This is a genomic window from Sorangium sp. So ce363, from assembly GCF_051520435.1.
GTDB classification, from domain to species: domain Bacteria; phylum Myxococcota_A; class Polyangia; order Polyangiales; family Polyangiaceae; genus Sorangium; species Sorangium cellulosum_B.
Map to the genome: position 1 here is coordinate 1,915,314 of NZ_CP150333.1, position 17,083 is coordinate 1,932,396.

Here is a 17,083-nt window from a genome sequence, read left to right on the forward strand (position 1 = left end):
GGGTGGCGCCTGAGGGCAGGCTCCGCATTTAGGGTGCCCTTGACGTTCGTCCAATCTATTCTTTCGTATCACACGATACCTTCAAGGTATGGATCTACGCCACCTCCGGTACTTCACGGCCGTCGCCGAGGAGCGGCACTTCGGCCGCGCGGCGCAGCGGCTCGGCATCGCCCAGCCGCCGCTGAGCCGGCAGATCCAGGATCTCGAGTCCGAGCTCGGGTTCTCGCTCTTCGATCGCTCGCGGCGGCGCGTCGAGCTGACGCCCGCGGGCGCGGCGTTCCTCGCCCATGTCCGGCGGGTCTTCGACGCGCTCGAGCTCGCGGTGCACGAGGCCCGGCGCGCGAGCGTTGGCGAGACGGGGCGCCTCGTGGTCGGGTACCTGTCGTCGCTCGCCTACAGCGGCATCACCGAGCTGGTCCGCACCTTTCGCGGGGAGCTCCCCGCGGTGGAGCTCGCGCTCCGCGAGATGCCGCCGCAGGAGCAGATCGAGGCGCTCAAGGACGGGCGCATCGACGTGGGCTTCGTGAGGGCGCCGCTCCACGACGCCCGGCTCGCGTCCGAGTGCGTCCGGCGCGAGCCGCTCCTGGTCGCCCTGCCGGCCGATCACCCGCTCGCCGCGCGGAAGCGCATCCCGCTCGAGCTCCTGTCGCGCGAGCCGTTCGTCGTGTTCCCGCGCCAGCGCGGGTCGGCCTTCTTCGACCTGGTGATGGGGCTCTGCCGCGCGGCGGGCTTCTCCCCGCGCATCGCGCAGGAGGCGCTGCACCTCGACATCCTGAGCCTGGTGGCGGCGGGCTTTGGCGTCTCTATCTTGCCGGAATCCATCAAGAATGTCGGTCGCAAGGGGCTCGCGCTGCGCCCGATCGTGGGCGCGCCGTCGACCGATCTGCTCGTCGCATGGCGCGCCGACGACGCGTCTCCCACGCTCCGCCAGTTCCTGTCGTTCGTGCGGCGGGTCGGCGTCAGCAAGGGCAAGCCGCGCGCGGCGCGCGGCGCGCCGGGGGAACCGGGGGAAGGCAAGCGCGGCCGCCGTGCCCGCGGGGCCGCCGCGGCGAGGCCAGACGCAGCGGAATAGCGGAGCCGAGGCGCGGCGCGCGCCGACGGCTCAGGCCCGGGGGACCCGCGGCGCGTCGAGCGGCTGCCGCTTGCGGCGCAGCGCCGAGAGCGCGCTGCCGAGGGTCTGGTGGAGCGTCATCCCCTGGAGGTCGATGCCGAGGCGGATGAACCCCTGCGCGACCTGGGGCCGCATCCCCACGACGATGACCTCGGCGCCGAGCAGGAGGGCGGCGCGGGTCGTCTTCATCAGCGACGCCGCGACCTGCATGTCGGCGAAGGGCACGCCGGTGATGTCCATCAGCAGCACCTCGGCTTCCTGGCGGCTGAGCTCCGCGAGCACCACCTCGAGCACGTGGCGCGCGCGCTCCAGATCGATGGCGCCGACGAGCGGCACGAGCAGCACGCCCTGGTCGAGCGGGATGACCGGGCACCCGAGCCGGCGCACGTCGTCCGCGAGGGCGCGCTCGCGCTCGTAGGCGGCGCGCGCCTGCTGCTCCTGCGCGACCAGCGACTCGATCAGCGACGCGCGCTCGAACGCCGCGGTGAGCATTGCCACCCACATCTCCATGTCCCGGTGATCCAGCCCGAGCGGGCTGCTCACCGGGGCGCAGACGGCGAGGATGCCGCGATCCTCACCCTCGCTGCGGAGCGGGATGAGCCGGAGGACGTGGTCGCTCCGCCGGGCGGCGGCAGGCAGCCAGTCGCCGCGCGGGAACGCCTCGGCCGCGACGCGCGCGCCCGCTTCCGGCGTGGCGGCCGCCGCTCCGGGGGAGCAGCTCTCGACGACCCGCAGCAGGGGACCCGTGTCCTCGGGCGCCTCCCACACGGCGAGGCAGCCCCAGCTCATCTGCACCGCGGAGAGCCAGCTCAGCTTGCTCCCGCTGCCGCCGGCGTCCGCCAGGAGCGTCTCCCGGATGACGAGGTTGATGTCGAGCAGGCCGTTCAGGTAGTCGGCGCGGGCCGCCTCGATCGCGACCCGGCCCTCCATCATGGCGCGCCGGGCCGCCCGGATGTACGCCGCGACGCGCCGCTCGGCGGCGGCGTCCCCCGCGCCGCGGAGCATCGCCTGGCCGGCCCGCTCCAGCCGGTCGACCATCTCGAGGAGCTGGTCGATGTCGGGCATCTGCTCCGCGGCCTCTCGCCAGGCCCTCTCCAGCGCCGCGGCAGCGGGGCCGGGCCTGCCCCAGACGGCCGCCTCGAGCCCGAGGACCACCTCTGTGGCCCCGGGCCAGGCCTCTTCCGGCGGCGAGCTCGGATCGAGCGCCGTCGAGGCGCTCGCGAGCGCGGCGAGCTCCCGCGCGAGCGCGCCGGCCCGCGCAGCGGCGCTGCGGGCCGACGCGGGCGCGCTGGCCGGCGCCGCGGCGCTGCGGGACGACGGGGGCGCGTCGCGCAGCGCCGGGGCGGGCGAGCAGCCGCAGGAGCGGCGCAGGACCAGGGTCGTCGGCGCGATGTGCCCCGCGCAGGGGAGCTCCCGTCCGGCGAGGAGGTCGATGAGCAGCTCGGCGGCCGTCCCGCCGAGCCGGTCGAACCGCTGGCGGACCGTCGTCAGCGGCGGCGAGGCGTACCGGGCCGCCTCGATGTCGTCGAACCCGACGAGCGCGATGTCCTCGGGGACGCGGATGCCTGCCTCGGCGAACGCGTCGAGGACCCCGAGCGCCTCCTTGTCGGCCGACATGAACATCGCGGTGCAGGTGACGCCCTCTTCCAGCAGGCGCCGCACGGCGAGCCGCCCGCTCGCCCGCTCGTTGTTCGGAAGATCGAAGACGAGGTCGGGGTCGAACGAGATGCCGCGCTCCTCGAGCGCGTCCCGGTAGGCCTGGAAGCGCTGCCGGATGTCCTCGTGCGCCATGTGGCCCGCGAAGACGATCCGCTCGTGGCCGTGGTCGAGCAGGTGGCGTACGGCCGAGAGGGCGCCACCGTGGTTGTCGGGCAGGACGTAGGGACAGCGCGCGTCCTCGTTTGCGCGCGCGCTGAGGGTCACGACGGGCCGGCCGTCGTCGAGGAAGGGCTCGAGTTCCGCCGCGTCGATGAGCGCGATCCACCCGTCGACCTGGTCTCGCGCGAGCCGCAGCCTGTGGACGTCTCGCGGGGATGCCCTGATGGCGAGCACCCGATATCCGGCGCGCGCGGCGGCCGACTGGATACCGCCGAGAAGCTCGCAAACATAGCTGCCCCAGATGTCGGGGCACATGATGCCGATGGCTCTATCGAGCGACATGGTGGCAGCATCCTCGGTGGTCCTCAGCGCCCGCGTTCCGTCGTGACGCGATCACAAACGCAACCTGGTAGCACGCGACACCCGTGTGGCCATGCCGCTCTGCGGCGCGCTCGCGGCGGGAGCGGGCGCTCGTCGTCTCGAGCTCCAGCGTTCCCGCGTCCCCACGTCCGGCTCCCGGTCGCCTGCTGATGGCCGTGGTGTGCGGCAAGCGGCGCGAGTATCGGATGGACGGCGATGCTTGTCAGCTCCGATTGTCGCGCGCCGGAAGGGGCGCCGCGGCGGGCGGCCTCATGGGGCTCGCGCCCCGCTGGCCCATGTCATGGTCTCCCCTGCCCGGACTCCGAACCGCACGTGTCGTCCTCGGACGAGCACACCTTGCCTGTGCGCAGGTCCACGAAGTACCACGCGAGCGTCATCAGCATCGGGGAGGTGTTGCACGGCGGGGCGAGGTGCATCCGGACGTGCGCGCTCGCCCTGTCGACGCTCTCGGGCCGGAAGGCGATGCAGGAGGCGCCGGCGGGCCCTCGTTGCTTCAGCGCCCAGGCCCTGGCCAGGAGGACGGCCCTTTGCCCCTTCCGCTCCAGGTCCTGAAGAAATCGCTCGATGGGCACGTAGGCCTTGCCGTCGTGCCACATCGCCGCGCCGCGCCGCATATCGACGCGGAATCGCTCCGTGGCGCAGATGCGGCTCGCCGGGGAGCACGTCTCCCCGGCCCGGGCGACGAGATCGAAGACGTGGCCGTGGGATGCCTCCAGCGTGAGCGAATCGACGCCGGACCACTTCCATTCGAGCAGCTGGCCGAGCGCGCTGACCGCCGGGTGATGGTCCCGGTACCAGCTCGCCTTGAACGCCGCGTAGCCGCGGAGCTCGCCGTTGTCGTCCCAGGAGAGCTCGCGCGTGCGCCTGTCGATGCGGAAGCGCGCGAGCCGCTTGCGGCCGTCGGGCGAGAGCACGGACACGTGGAGGTGCGTGGCCGTCTCGCCGTCGACGCGCAGCTCGACGGCACCTCCCCAGGTGATGGCGTCGTCGATGAAGCGCTTCTCCAGCGCCGAGACGGCTGCTCTCAGGGACTCCTCGCGCGCGGCGAAGAACTCGCGCATCGGCCGGGGCGCCGCCTCGTCCCACCAGCGCACGGTGCCAGCGCGCCTGTCGACGGCGAACGTGGCGAACGGCGCGAGGCGCGCGCTGAACGGAGCGCACTGGACGGGGCCGCGCTCGCGCCGATGCAGCGCGACCATCGCCAGCCCGGCTGCGTCCTGCTCCGGCGCCAGCTCCCAGCACTCGGCCGGCAGCTTCTCCACGCTCACCCGCGGCGTCAGCCACATGTCCTGATCGTCGGCCGCGCTCGTTCTCGGGGCGGCGAAGAACGGGGCGAGCGCCGCTCTCACGAGGTCCGTGGCGTCGTCCGCTGGGGGGACCGCTGGGGGGGCCGTTGGGAGGGCTGTGCCGGGGGCTGTGGGAGCGCCGTGTGTCACGGGCCGCGCTGCCGGCCGAGGTACCAGAGGTCCTCTCGCCTCGGGCGCGGGTGCCGCGCACGCCGTGAGCGCGAGCGACAGGCAGGCCGCGCAGGAGAGGGCCAGTCCGCGCAGGCGCCGCCACGCCGGCCGCGCGATCGCCGCCGCGAGCCTCCTGCTTTCGACCGAGCCGCTGCCCGGACCTCTCATGGCTTCACCCTCGAGAACACGCGCTCGACGCAGCGGTCCGCGCCCTGCTTCGCCAGGAGGACGTGGGTAGTCGCGGTCGACCGGGCGAGGCCCGGGCGCGTCAGCCACAGCTCCACGTCCTCGCACTTCGTGGGATCCTCCCCGTCGGGGCCCCCGCACGCGCCGAGCTGCGGTGTCGACGCGAGCCCTGGCAGCGCTGCGCGCAGCTCCCGGTGCCAGCGCTCGCCCGCGGACGGCGACGCCGCTGGACAGAGCCAGCGCTCGGCCTCTGCCCACTCGAGCCCGAGCCAGGCGTACACGAACGACTCCGCGTCAGGGGCGAGGGGCGGCGCTCGACGCACGCTGTCGCCTTCCACCGTGTAGCGCGCGGCGAGGGCGTCCCAGCGCGGGTACCATGGGAGGAAGGTCGGGTCGCCTGTCCAGCGCAGCGTGAAGCCCCCGGCGGACACCGCGAGGGTATAGCCTGCCGGCATGTGGAATCGGAGGCTGTTCGCGAAGGCCGCGCGCGGGTGCAGCGGGTCAGTTCCCTCCAGCAGCACCCTCGTGGTCAGCGTCCTCCAGAGCGAGACACAGGACGACTCCGCGCTCGAGACGGCCAGCGCCCAGCGCTCCTTCGGTCGGCCCGCAAGGAAGCCGTAAGACAGCCGGTTTCCCTCCGACGTCCACGCCGATAGATCGCTCTCGTGAGCGAGCGCGAGGCGAAAGCCCGCCCGGCCCCGCTCGAAGACGTAGAGAGACGAGTCCTCGCCGCACGGGACCGCGAGCGTGAGGAGCGCGACCCGGAGCTCGGGGTGCGCCGCGGGCTGCTCGATGCGGAGGTCGAGGAGGCTGCCCCACCGCCGTTCCTCGCCGGCGGGGCGGACGCCGAGCCGCCCGAGCTCCGCCATCGCGCGCGTGCGTGCGGCGGCCGGCGCGCCCTCGGCCGCGTCGAGCGCGCGCCCGACGACGCCTCGGAGCTCGGCCTTCAAGGCGCGGAGCAGCGCGGGAGCTCCCGCGGGGGGCGCGCTCAGCCCGATGCCGTCCGCGCTGGTGTCGAGCGCGGCGAGCGCCTGCATCGTGGCCACGACATCGGGTGGAAGCGGCGCTTCGCCCGGGGCTGGCCCTGGCGGCGGCGCAGGCGTCCTCTGGCGCTCCGCGGGCAGCGGGCGCGGTGGTGTTGAGTCTTCCCGCCGAGGCGGCGCGGGTGACCGGCGCGCTCCGCTCACGGGCAGAGCTCCGGGTGGAGCTCCTCCCGTGCAGGCGAGTTGCCAGAGCAGCGCGGCGGCCAGAACGCCGCCTCCGGCGCGCAAGCGAGGAGCTCGGGGTGGGCTCGGGGACATCGGCGCAGCCTAACGCCGATCCCGGGTTTCCGATTCCTTCGGCAGCGCCTTGGTCGCGGCTCAGGTCCCGTGCGGCGAGCGTTGCTCGGAATCGCTCGAAAAGAGAAACGCCTGCTGCTCGAGGGCCACCCGCCCCTTGCGCTTTGGCCGGCGCGGCGGCGCCCCGGACTCCGTCGGCTCGCCCTCGGTCTGCTCGGCGCAGCGCGGGCAGACGGCGGGCGGCGCGGGCGGCTCCGGCGCCGCGATCTCGAGCCGGGGTGGCAAGGGGGGGTCCGGCGCCGCCTCGGGCTGCTGGGGTTCGACCGGATCCGCCCGCTCGATCTCGGCGCGACCGCGCGCGTGCTCGGCGGTGACCAGGGCGCGGAGGGCGCGGGCGGCGGCGCGGTGCTCGGCGGCGGCCCGGCGCAGGCGCGCGACGAGCTCGAGCGCTGCCCGCGGCGGCGCGTGGAAGCGGGCGCGCTCGCGGTGCGCGCAGCTGTCGTGGGCGCCGCCGCTGCTGCCGCAGTCGATGCAGATCCGCTCGAGCGCGAGCGGCTCCCGGATGGCGGAGGTCGGCTCGTCCGCCGCGGTGTCGTCGGGCGGGAATGCGTCGATGGGTTCCTCGGCGGGCGGCAGCTCCTCGACGACGACGACGGCGGCGGCGGCGGCGGCCTTGCGGTGGCGCATGTCGATCGGCTAGCAGATCATTGAACGGATGTATAGGTGTGCCTGGTTCTCGCGGCGCGGCGGACCGTCCGGGAGTGGCGGACGTCCTGGCATGGCGGACCAAGGAAACGCCTGTGTCTGCCGTGTCCATTGTGATTGAATCCCAGGTTCATGGCTCAGGATGCGGTCACGCAGCTCGGCAGGGAGGCGCTCTCGCAGTACACCCGTGATGAGCTGATCGACCTGGCTGACCGCGAGCTGGCCCGCACGGCGGAACCGCTCGTGTTCCTCGCGGAGGCGTCGCGCCGTGAAGACGCGCTCGACGACCGGATCGCGTCGCTCTACGAGCGCGCGCTGCGGTCTCCGTCTCCGCTGGTCAGGTTCCATGCGGCCTGGTGCGTATACGACACCAGAGCTTGCTGGGCCCGGTTCATCCCCGTCCTGCAGGCCGCCCGCGAGGCCGAAGACGACGAGCCGAACCGGGAGAACATCGACGTCGTGATCGACCTTCTGCAGACCGAGCTCCGGGAGGAGGAAGAGGAGCAGATCCGGTGGGCGCACCGGGGGCTCGCTCGCGTCGAGTACGACGTGACCAGGCGGCGAGCGCTGTCCGACGAGGAGCGCGCGGCGCTCAAGCAGGCCGTCGACTTCCTGCGCATGCCGTACGATATCTACCATTGGTACTCCGAGCGGAGCCTGAACATGTCGCTGGAGCGCGCGCTCGCGTCGCTCCGCCAGCTCGAGCGCTGGTGGGACGAGATCGCGCCTTCGTTCCAGTCCGAGTCTCCCTATCGACACGCGGATCCGTTCATGGACGAGGACGGCATCCACCCGCTGGGGGCCTATATCATCAGCAGCCAGTTCCTGTGGCATTATCACGAATCGGATCAGGCGGAGCGCCATCTCCTCCGCTCCTTCCACCTGGCGGAGACGCTCGTGACGAGGGCGCAGGGCGGAGCGGCTCCGGTCATGCCTCGCGCGCCCCTGAAGGAGCGGTATCAGGACAGCGTGTCGCGTTGCTACCATGACCCGCGCCTCTACACGATCAATCATTTCTACCTCGGAGAGCTCTACGAGCGTCGGGGCGCTCATGAGCAGGCCGCGCGGCACTACGCGCGCTTCGCCGAGCTCGAGCCCGATTTCTCCCCGAGGAACTCGTACTCCTCCCACCCGGATTACTACGACGTGAAGCGGTTCTATCCGGGGACGGTCGAGGCGTACGGCAGGCTCGGGAACCTGTACCGCGATCGGCTGGGCAATCCGGATCGGGCGCGGTTCTACTACGAGGAGGCCCTGCGGCTGAGCCCGTCGCACCACACTCCGTACCGGGAGTACGCGCGCCTCCTGCAGCAGGCCGATCCTTGCGGGGCGCTCGACCTCCTGCGGCAGGAGATCGAGGTGCTGACCTCCTATCCGGATCCCGATCCAAGCCCGAACTCGCGCTGTCTTCCGTTCGAACCTCGGGAGGTGGTCGAGCGGTTCCATGCATGGCGCTCTCACCCGATGGCGCCGCGCCACGACGTGGACGTAATGGCGCGGTCGGTCCTCCGGTTCCTGAAGCGCCTGTCTGTCGAGCCGTACCGGTTTGCGTACTCCCAGTGGAATGAGCTCGCCCAGCAGGTGGAGAGCGCGTCGTCTCCGAGCGCGTGACCCCCGGCGCCGTCGGGGCGCTGCGTCCGGCGGGGGGGCCGACGTGGTAGCCTGCCGGCATGATCCTCCCGCTCGCGCCGCTCGCGCAGAGGAGCGCGCTGCCCCGGCCAGCCCGGGGTGTCCGGCTCGCGCGCGCGGCCTTCCTCGCCGGGGCGGCCGCGGCCTCCCTCGCGCTCGGCTGCCAGGGCATCCTCGGCATTCACGACGTCTCGCGCGACGGGGCCGGCGGTGACGGCGGCGCTGGCGCCGGTGGCGCCGCCGCGTCGGGCGGAGGCGGCGGCGGCGACCTGTCCGCGCACGGCAGCGGCGGCGGGGCGCCGCAGGCGGGCTTCTCGATCGCGCTCGACCCGGCGGCGGCGCGCGTGGTGCGCGGCGGCTCGACGTCGCTCACCGTCGCCGTCACCCGCTCGGACGACTTCGTGGGCGACGTCGCGCTCTCGCTGTCGGGCCTGCCGAGCGGCGTCACGGCGAGCCCGGTCGTGGTCCCGGGCGGCGAGGTTACCGGCGTGCTCACGCTGACCGCGGAGCCGCTCGCGGCGGTCGGCGGTGCCGCGCCCTCGCTCGTGGCCAGCGCGCCCGGGCTGGAGGATCGGGAGCTGACGGTCTCGCTGCTCGTCGCCGATCCGCCGGGGACGCTCGATGCATCGTTCGACGGCGAGGGCATCGCCACCAGCGGCACGCCCCACGAGGCGCGCGCCATCGTCGTCCAGGAGGACGACAGGATCCTCGTCGCAGGGGTCGACGGGGACACCTGGGGGCTCGCGCGCTTCCTGCCGAGCGGCGTGCTCGATCCGGAGTTCGGCACAGGCGGCCTCGTCGTCGGCCAGAAGGGGACAGTCGAGTCGCTGGCCCTGCAGCCCGACGGGCGCATCCTGGCGGTGGGGACGCGCGATCACCAGCTCGCGGTCGTCCGGTTCCACGGGAACGGCGGGATCGATCAGGCCTTTGGCGCCAGCGGGATCGCGAAGCTCGATCCGGCCACGATCAGTGATTCGGAGGGCTTCGACGTCGCCGTCCAGAGCGATGGCGCGATCATCGCCGTCGGTGTCGGCCCCGGCAGCCGCGGCATCGTCGCGCGGTTCTCCTCGACGGGCGACCTCGATCGCGACTTCGGCGGTTCGGGCCTCTTCTCGATGGATGAGCGGCCGCTGCACTCTGTCGCGCTCGGGGAGGACGATCACATCGTCGCCGGAGGGACCGAGCGGGACGCGGGCCCCACCTTCCTTGCGGCGCGGCTCGATCGCGACGGGGTTCTCGATCCTGGCTTCGGAACGGGCGGCATCGCCTACCTCTCGCAGACGCCCTACAACGATTCCGACCTCGCCCTCGGAAGCGACGGCAAGCCGGTCCTCGTGGGATACGCGCTCGACGGCGTGAACCACTATGCCTTCGCGCGCTTCAACGCGGACGGCTCGGCGGACACGACGTTCGGCGGGACTGGCATGGTGAACGCGAGCGGCGAAGAGAAGCCCTATGTGCGGGGCTACGGTGTCGCCCTCCAGGCCGACGGCAAGATCCTCGGCGCGGTCGCGGGCGGTACCGTGAACTCGGGCATCACGGCCTCGATCCTGCGGCTCCTGCCGGACGGCTCCAGGGACGCCGGGTTCGGCGCCTCGGGCGCCGTCGTGCTCGACGACCATCCGGACCAGAACTACCTCTACGCCGTCACCGTCCAGCGCGACGGCCGCATCGTGGCCGCGGGGAAGCGGTCGAACCTGGGGCTCATCGTCGTGCGCATCTGGGATTAGCCCCCTCGCTCGGCGTGGGGCGGCTGGTCGCGGGCGCCCTGCTCACGCTGGCCTGCCCCTCACTCCTTCCGCAAGAGCCCGTAGCGGGCGAGCTTCCGGTACAGCGTCATCCTCGGGATCCCGAGGCTCCTCGACACCTCGCTCACGTTCCAGCGGGAGAGCTCGAGCGCGGCGCGGATCCGCTCCTCCTCGGCGCCCTGGTGCTCGGCGCGCGACCGGCCACGCGGCGCGGGCGCCGCCGCCGGCAGCTGGATGTCGGCGGCGCCGATCTCCGGGCCCGGCGAGAGCACGCACGCGCGCGAGAGCACGTTCTCGAGCTGCCTCACGTTGCCGGGCCAGCCGTACGACGAGAGCCGCCGGAGCGCGCCCCGGGACAGCCGGAACGCCGGGCGGCCCTGGCGCGCCGCGAGCTTCTCGACGATCGCCTGCGCGATCGCCGGGATGTCGTCCGGCCGGTCGCGCAGCGGCGGCAAGCGGATCTCGATGACGCTGACCCGGTAATAGAGATCCTCGCGAAAGCGCCCCCGGGCGACCTCCTCCCGCAGATCCCGGTTCGTCGCGCAGACGACCCGCACGTCGGCCACCGAGAGGCTCCGGTCCGACCCCACCGGGCGGATCGATCGCTCCTGGAGCGCGCGGAGCAGCTTCGCCTGCACGCCGAGCGGCACCTCCCCGAGCTCGTCGAGGAACAGCGTCCCGCCCCGCGCCGAGACGAACAGCCCGCCGTGATCGCGGACCGCGCCGGTGAACGCGCCCTTCACGTGGCCGAAGAGCTCCGACTCGAGCAGCGCCTCCGGCAGCGCGGCGCAGTTGACCGCCACGAACGGCCCGTCCCGCCGGGGCCCGCCCGCGTGGATCGCGCGCGCGACGAGCTCCTTGCCCGTGCCGCTCTCGCCGGTCACCGTCACGGTCACGTCGCTCTCCGCGACGCGCTCGCAGAGCGCGAGCACCGCGCGCATCGGCGCGCTCCTCCCGGCGATCTCCGGGAAGTCGCGGCGCGCGTCCGCCCGGGTCCGCTCGAGCTCGTGCGAGAGCCGCTCGATCTCGTCGGCCTGCGAGCGCATGAGCTCCGCGACCCGCCGCTGCTCCTCCTCCAGGGCCCGCGTGCGGTCCCGGAGCTCGGCCATCAACCTGCCGTTGTGCAGCGCGACCGCGATCTGGTCCGCGAACGCGCCGAGCAGATCCGCGTCGCCCTCCGCGAACTTGCCGCGCTGGAACCGGTTGTCGAGGTAGACGGCGCCGAGCACCGCGCCGTGCGCGCGGATCGGCACGCACACGATCGACCGGAGCCGCAGGCCGTGCACGGACGCGTTCCCGTGGAACCGCTCGTCGGCCAGCGCGTCGACCGTGAGCACCGCCTCCCCGCGCTCGACCACCCGCTTCGCGATCCCGTGGCTGAACTTGAGCTGGCTCTTGCCGACGCGCTCGCGATCGAGGTTCCGCGCGACAGCGACCTCGAGCCTGCCCTTCGCGTGGCCTCCCGGTTCCGGCGACGGCGACGGCGACGCGAGGATCACGAACCCCCGCTCGGCGCCGGTCAGCTCGATGGCCGCGTCCATGGCGAGGCGGAGCACCTCCTCCGCGTCGAGCGTCGAGCTCAGGCGCCGGTTCACCTCGAGCAGCTTCAGCACGAGCTCCATGCGGGCCGCCGGCGGCGCGGGCCCGCCGCGGAGCGCGGCCCGCCGGGGGTGCCGCCAGAAGACCTCGGCGAGCTCGGCGGGGAGCGTGCTCCCGATGCGCTCCCAGCACTCGAGCGCGGCCGTGCGGTGCCGCTCCGCCAGCGCCGTCGCCGACCGGAGGCGGAGCACCTCGGCGGACACCTCCTCGTGCTTCGCGTGGAGCTCGAGCTGCGAGACCCTCGCCACGAGGCCCGCGCCCCGCTGCACCTCCGCGAGGGCCGCGCCCGTGTCGCCGCGGGCCAGCGCGAGCTCCGCGCCCGCCGTCGCGTGGCGCAGCGCGAGGTCCGCCGCGTCGGCCTCCCGGAGCAGCGCCGCGGCCTCGGCCAGCCGCGCGCCCGCCGCGGCCCTGTCCCGCGCCGCGAGCGCGACCTCCGCTGCGTGGATCACCGCCTCGCACGCCTCGCGCTTCGAGCCGCGCGCCGCGTGGCCGGCGCGGGCCTCCTCGAGCAGCCGCGCCGCCTCGCCGAGCGCGCCGCGCGCGGCGGCGATCTCCGCCGCGAGCCCGAGCGCCGCCACGGCGATCTCCTCGGGGGCCCTCGGGCCCTCGGGCGCTCGCATCCGCGCGACGGCGAGCTCGGCGCGCTCGAGCAGGCCGACGTCCGCGTGGATCTTGGCGAGGTTGAAGCGCAGGGTCGCCTCGGTCCGCTCCTTGGCGAAGGCGATCGCCGCCCGGAGCCCGCGCTCGTAGCAGCGCAGCGCCGCGCCCCAGTCGCCGAGCTGGTGCCTCGCCGTCCCCAGGTTGAGCGCGGCCGTCGCGAGCAGGTCGCCGAGGCCCTCGGCCTCGGCCAGGTCGAGCGCCTCCTGGAACCCGCGCGCCGCCAGGGCCGCGTCGCCGGCGCGGTAGGCGTGGAGCGCGTGGTAGCTGAGCGTGCGGGCGCGGGCGCGGGGCGAGCCCGACGCCGGCCGCAGCGCGACGGCGCGCGCCAGGCTCTGGAGCGCCCCGGCCTGGTCGCTCAGGTACCCGAGCGCGAGGCCCAGCGTCTCGGCCAGCTCCGCGGCGGCCTCGCGCGCCTCGCCGCTCGCGAGGGCGCCGTCGGCCTCGCGCGCCTCGCCGCTCGCGGGCGCGCCCTCGACCTCGCGTGATCCGACCGCCGCGAGCGCCCCCTCCGCCTCGCGCCGGGCCTCGTCGTAGCGGCCGAGGCGCAGCAGGCAGCGCGCGGAGAGGCTCGCGAGCCGCCCGCCCCAGGGCCCGGGCGAGAGGGCCCGCGCGCGCCCGAGCTGCCAGAGCGCCCGCTCGACCTTGCCGAGCTTCTCGTAGCAGCGCGCCGCCCGGTACGAGAGCTCCGCGCCGACGTCGGCGGGCGGCCCCGCGCGCCTCGCCCGCGCGAGCAGCGAGAGCGCGCGCCGCGGGTCGCCGGCCGCCTCGATCGCGGACGCCGCGGCCACGAGCGTCCGCGGCGCCGGCAGGACCTCGCAGGCGGCGTCCGCCGCGCGCACCCAGGCGCGCGGCGCCCACTCGAGCATCGGCCCGGACGCGGCGAGCGCCCGCCGCGCCGCCTCGTGGTCGCCCGCGAGCACGAGCGCCCTCGCCCGGTCCGCCGCGCGCTGGCTGCGGAGCGCCGGGCCGAGTGCCGCCTCGTCGGCGCCGGCGAGCTGGGCCGCCATCGCGGCCGCGATCTCGCGCACGACGCCCGCGTCGAGCCAGGGCAGGAGCGCCCTGGCTTGCCCCGGCTGGCCGAGGCGGAACCCCTCGCCGTCGAGCCGCGCGAGCCCCGCGGCCTCGAGCGCGTCGAGCGCCGCGCGCCCCACGCCGAGCGCGGCGGCGGCCTCGGGCCCGAGCGGGTCCGCGACCGCGAGCGCCGCGAGGGCGCGCGCCTCGCCGCGGTCGAGCGCCGCCACGCGCCGTCGCCAGAGCTCCGGGGTGCCCGTCGTGTGGACGAACCTGTCGAGCTCCGCCTCGCTCAGGCTGCGCTGCGCCAGCGCGGCGCAGAGCTCCTTGAGCGCGCGCGGCCGGCCGCCGCTCGCGCGCAGGAGGTCCGACGTGCGCGCCGCCGTGGCGAGGGGCGCGGTCCAGACCCGGACCGCGTCCTCGCCGAGCGGGCCCAGCGGCAGCTCGACGACCGCGCCGCCGCCCACGTCGAGCCGCTCCGCGGAGGCGATCAGCCAGAGGACGGCGTCGGTCGGCTCGGTCGATCGCACGAGCGCCTCGAGCAGCGCCCGGTCGTGCGCGCCCAGCCTGTGGGCGTCGTCGATCGCGAGCACGCGCGGCCGGCGCGGCGCGGGCAATCCGTACGGATCACGCACATCGCGCGAATCCCCCGGGCCGCGCGCCGCCTCGCCCTCGCGCCCGCGCGCCCCCGCGAGCTCGCCGCGGGCCCCGAGCAGCGCGTCGACGCCGGCCGGGAGCTTCGCGCCGCCGAGCGCCCGGACCAGCAGCGCGCGCAGCGGATCGTCGCCGCGGGGCGCGCCCTCGACGACCTGCGCGCGGAGCTGCGCGCGCCACTTGAGCTCGCGGAACAGCCGCGATTTGCCCGCGCCTTCCTCGCCCGTGACGATCACCGCGCGCGGCCCGCGCTCGCCGCGGAGCAGCGCCTCGAGCGCCGCGCCGAACGCCTCGACCTCGCGCTCCCGGCCGACGATCTCGCCCGGCTCGCTCACGACGGCGGGCGCGCGCCGCGGCAGGCCGCCGGCGGAGAGGGCCTCGAGGACCTCCTCGACCCCGGAGGGGCGGCTCGCCGGATCCTCGGCGGTGAGCCGCTCCGCGAGGCGGCGAACGGCGGCGGGCGGCGCCCCGGAGAGGAGCGGGAACAGGGCCTCGAGCGTCCGCCCCACCGCGAAGAGATCGGAGCGCGCGCTCGGCGGGGCCCCCCGGAGGAGCTCTGGCGCGAAGAACCGCGCCGTCCCCGAGAGGTCCCCCGCGTCCGCGCGCATCCTCCGCGCCGCGCTGAGGTCGATGAGCACGCCCGCGCCGTCGTCCCGCACGAGGACGTTCTCGGGCTTGAAGTCGCCGTGGACGATGCCGGCGCCGTGGAGCCACCCGAGCGCGTCGAGCGCGTCGAGCAGGACGGGCAGGGCCGCGCGGAAGGCGCGCCCCCGCGCGTGCTCGGCCAGCGTCCGGCCGCGGATGAGCTCCGTCGTGGCATACGTGAGCGGCCGGCCCGGCGCGCCGCCGGACGTCGTCCGGGCGAAGTCGTACGCCCGCGGGAGGCGCGGGTGAGCGCAGGCCGAGAGCAGCGAGAACTCCCGCCGGAACGCCTCGAGCGCGCCCGCGGAGCCGAAGCTCAGCGATTTCATCGCGACGTCGCGATCGAAGAGCCGGTCGCGCGCCTCGTAGACCGAGGCGAGCCCGCCGCGCCCGAGCGCGCGCACGACCTCGTAGCGGCCATCGACCACGGCCCCTGGCGCAATGCCGTGGTGTACCATCGGTACAATATGGTACAGAATGGTACAAAAGGGGGCCGCGATCTCCGCGGAAAGCAGCGGATCGCATTGGCGCGACTCTTGAACAGAGGGGCGGCGTGATGCGCTGGCTTGCGGTCCTTCTCGTCGCTTGCGCCGCCGGGTGCGGGGTGAACCCCATCCCGGAGCCGCCCTTCGAGCGACCGCCGGCGCTCGCCGGCGACGTCGTCGGCGCGGTGTGCGACGAGTGCGACGGCGCCCCGCTAAAGCTCACCGGCGCGCCCGGGAGCGTGACCGACGCCGACGTGGTCTGGGCGGTGAACCTCGACGGGACCGCGCCCCCGGTCGTCGCGCCTGTCGCGGGCGACGGCAGCTTCGCGCTCGACATCGACGGCCTCCGCGGGAACGAGCTGCGCCTCCAGGCGCGGCGCGGCGCGCTGCGCTCCGAGCCGGTGGACCTCATCGCCGCCGCCGGCGCCCTCGAGCCGTCGCCTCGCCCGCTCGCGGACTGCTTCGAGGTCGAGCGCGAGCTCGCCCTGCCCGAGGCGGCCGCCGGCGCGACGTCCAGCAGCGCCGTCGCGCTCGCGCACGCCTGCGGCGCGCCGCTCGCGATCGACAGGATCGCGCTGCGCGCCCCGGCGCCCGAGTACAGCCTCGAGGGAACGGCGGCGCCCGTCGTCCTCGAGGCGGGGAGCGCTGGAGAGCTCCGCGTGGTGTACCGGCCGACCGGCGCCGCCGCGCGCGAGGAAGTGGCGCTGATCGAGGTGTCTTCACCGGAGGTCTTCCGGCGGGCGGTGACGCTCTTCGTGCCCGGCGCTCCCTGAGTCGATTCCAGCTCTCTGCTCCTCCGGGAGGCTCGAGACGGGCCTCGAGGGGGAGGTGCATCTCCCAACCCACACGAGAAAGATACGGAGACCAACATGCGAGTCTGTGCCTTGTTGCTTCTTGCGGCCTCTTCGATCGTCGGACTGCTCGGCTGCGACCCTCCCACGGGCGGCGGCGGCGGGGCGTGCCCGGATCCGAGCGATCCGGGCGTCCACTACGTCTCTCAAGATCCGGACGAGTGCGCGCTCATCGACTTCGTCTGCGCGGAGGGACAGCGGCTGATGACCGAGCCCGGGTGCGGCTGCGGCTGCATCGACGAGGAGCCGCCCCCCGCGTGCCCGGATCCGAGCGATCCGGGCGTCCACTACGTCTCTCAAGATCCGGACGAGTGCGCGCTCATCGACTTCGTCTGCGCGGAGGGACAGCGGCTGATGACCCAACCAGGGTGCGGCTGCGGCTGCATCGACGGGGAGCCCACGTGCCCGAACGAGGGCGATCCAGGCGTCCGTTACGTCTCTCACGATCCGAACGAGTGCGCCCTCATCGACTTCGATTGCTCACCGCCCGAGAAGCTCTTCTCCAGCGAGTGCGGCTGTGGCTGCGTCGGCCCCGCGCCCGAGACCTGCCCTGACGCCGCGGATCCGGACGTCCGCTACGTCTCTCACGATCCGGAGTACTGCCACCTCGTCGACTTCATCTGCGCGCCGGGAGAGGAGCAATTCTCCGACGCGTGCGGCTGCGGCTGCGTCGGCCCGGCGCTCCCCGTCGGGCGCGCTCAAGGCAACTGACCGCGCCCGCGGTCTGCCGCCCTGAGAGAGGTGCTCGCCCGGCCGTCCTGCGCGGCCGGCGCCGCGCGTGAACCTCGGCGGAAGCAGCCGCTCAGGATTGTTTACATGCGCGCACCCATCGCATCACACAGGCTCGAGCGGCGGCTGGCCCACGC

At 74.5% G+C, this 17,083-nt stretch carries 10 protein-coding genes; 5 read left to right on the plus strand and 5 right to left on the minus strand.

Annotation, left to right across the window (positions count from 1 at the left end; all coding sequences use genetic code 11):
* Window positions 1-88 precede the first annotated feature (88 nt).
* On the plus strand, window positions 89-1,072 hold the full coding sequence (locus tag WMF12_RS07390; RefSeq protein WP_437869714.1) for a LysR substrate-binding domain-containing protein: 984 nt from the start codon (window positions 89-91) through the stop codon (window positions 1,070-1,072).
* A 30-nt stretch (window positions 1,073-1,102) separates the two neighbouring features.
* On the opposite strand, the gene WMF12_RS07395 is transcribed toward WMF12_RS07390, so the two are convergent.
* The 4 genes from WMF12_RS07395 to WMF12_RS07410 all read right to left on the minus strand — a co-directional run bounded on the left by WMF12_RS07395 (window position 1,103) and on the right by WMF12_RS07410 (window position 6,920).
* Window positions 1,103-3,271, minus strand: a complete 2,169-nt coding sequence (locus WMF12_RS07395; RefSeq protein ID WP_437869715.1) for a substrate-binding domain-containing protein — start codon at window positions 3,269-3,271, stop codon at window positions 1,103-1,105.
* 317 nt (window positions 3,272-3,588) lie between these two features.
* On the minus strand, window positions 3,589-4,659 hold the full coding sequence (locus tag WMF12_RS07400; protein ID WP_437869716.1) for a hypothetical protein: 1,071 nt from the start codon (window positions 4,657-4,659) through the stop codon (window positions 3,589-3,591).
* 272 nt (window positions 4,660-4,931) lie between these two features.
* Window positions 4,932-5,999: a hypothetical protein gene (locus WMF12_RS07405; RefSeq protein WP_437869717.1), complete on the minus strand. Its 1,068-nt coding sequence runs from the start codon at window positions 5,997-5,999 to the stop codon at window positions 4,932-4,934.
* A gap of 315 nt (window positions 6,000-6,314) precedes the next feature.
* A complete protein-coding gene (locus tag WMF12_RS07410) occupies window positions 6,315-6,920 on the minus strand; it encodes a hypothetical protein (RefSeq protein ID WP_437869718.1) in 606 nt (201 codons plus the stop codon).
* A gap of 150 nt (window positions 6,921-7,070) precedes the next feature.
* Here WMF12_RS07410 and WMF12_RS07415 point away from each other — a divergent pair, with 150 nt between their 5' ends.
* Together WMF12_RS07415 and WMF12_RS07420 are read left to right on the plus strand one after the other, a co-directional pair.
* Entirely contained in the window at window positions 7,071-8,549 is a 1,479-nt protein-coding gene (locus tag WMF12_RS07415; protein WP_437869719.1) for a hypothetical protein, read from the plus strand.
* A 59-nt stretch (window positions 8,550-8,608) separates the two neighbouring features.
* Window positions 8,609-10,297 carry a hypothetical protein gene (locus WMF12_RS07420; protein WP_437869720.1) on the plus strand — a complete coding sequence of 563 codons (1,689 nt, stop codon included), beginning with the start codon at window positions 8,609-8,611 and terminating at the stop codon, window positions 10,295-10,297.
* A 59-nt stretch (window positions 10,298-10,356) separates the two neighbouring features.
* Here WMF12_RS07420 and WMF12_RS07425 read toward each other — a convergent pair whose 3' ends face one another.
* Complete coding sequence (locus WMF12_RS07425) at window positions 10,357-15,339, minus strand: sigma 54-interacting transcriptional regulator (RefSeq protein WP_437869721.1); 4,983 nt, start codon at window positions 15,337-15,339, stop codon at window positions 10,357-10,359.
* Between the two features lie 98 nt (window positions 15,340-15,437).
* Between WMF12_RS07425 and WMF12_RS07430 the strand changes: the two genes are divergently transcribed.
* The gene (locus tag WMF12_RS07430; RefSeq protein WP_437869722.1) at window positions 15,438-16,139 is read left to right on the plus strand and encodes a hypothetical protein; all 702 of its coding nucleotides are present in this window, start codon (window positions 15,438-15,440) and stop codon (window positions 16,137-16,139) included.
* A 96-nt stretch (window positions 16,140-16,235) separates the two neighbouring features.
* Entirely contained in the window at window positions 16,236-16,928 is a 693-nt protein-coding gene (locus tag WMF12_RS07435; protein ID WP_437869723.1) for a hypothetical protein, read from the plus strand.
* Window positions 16,929-17,083: the final 155 nt, after the last annotated feature.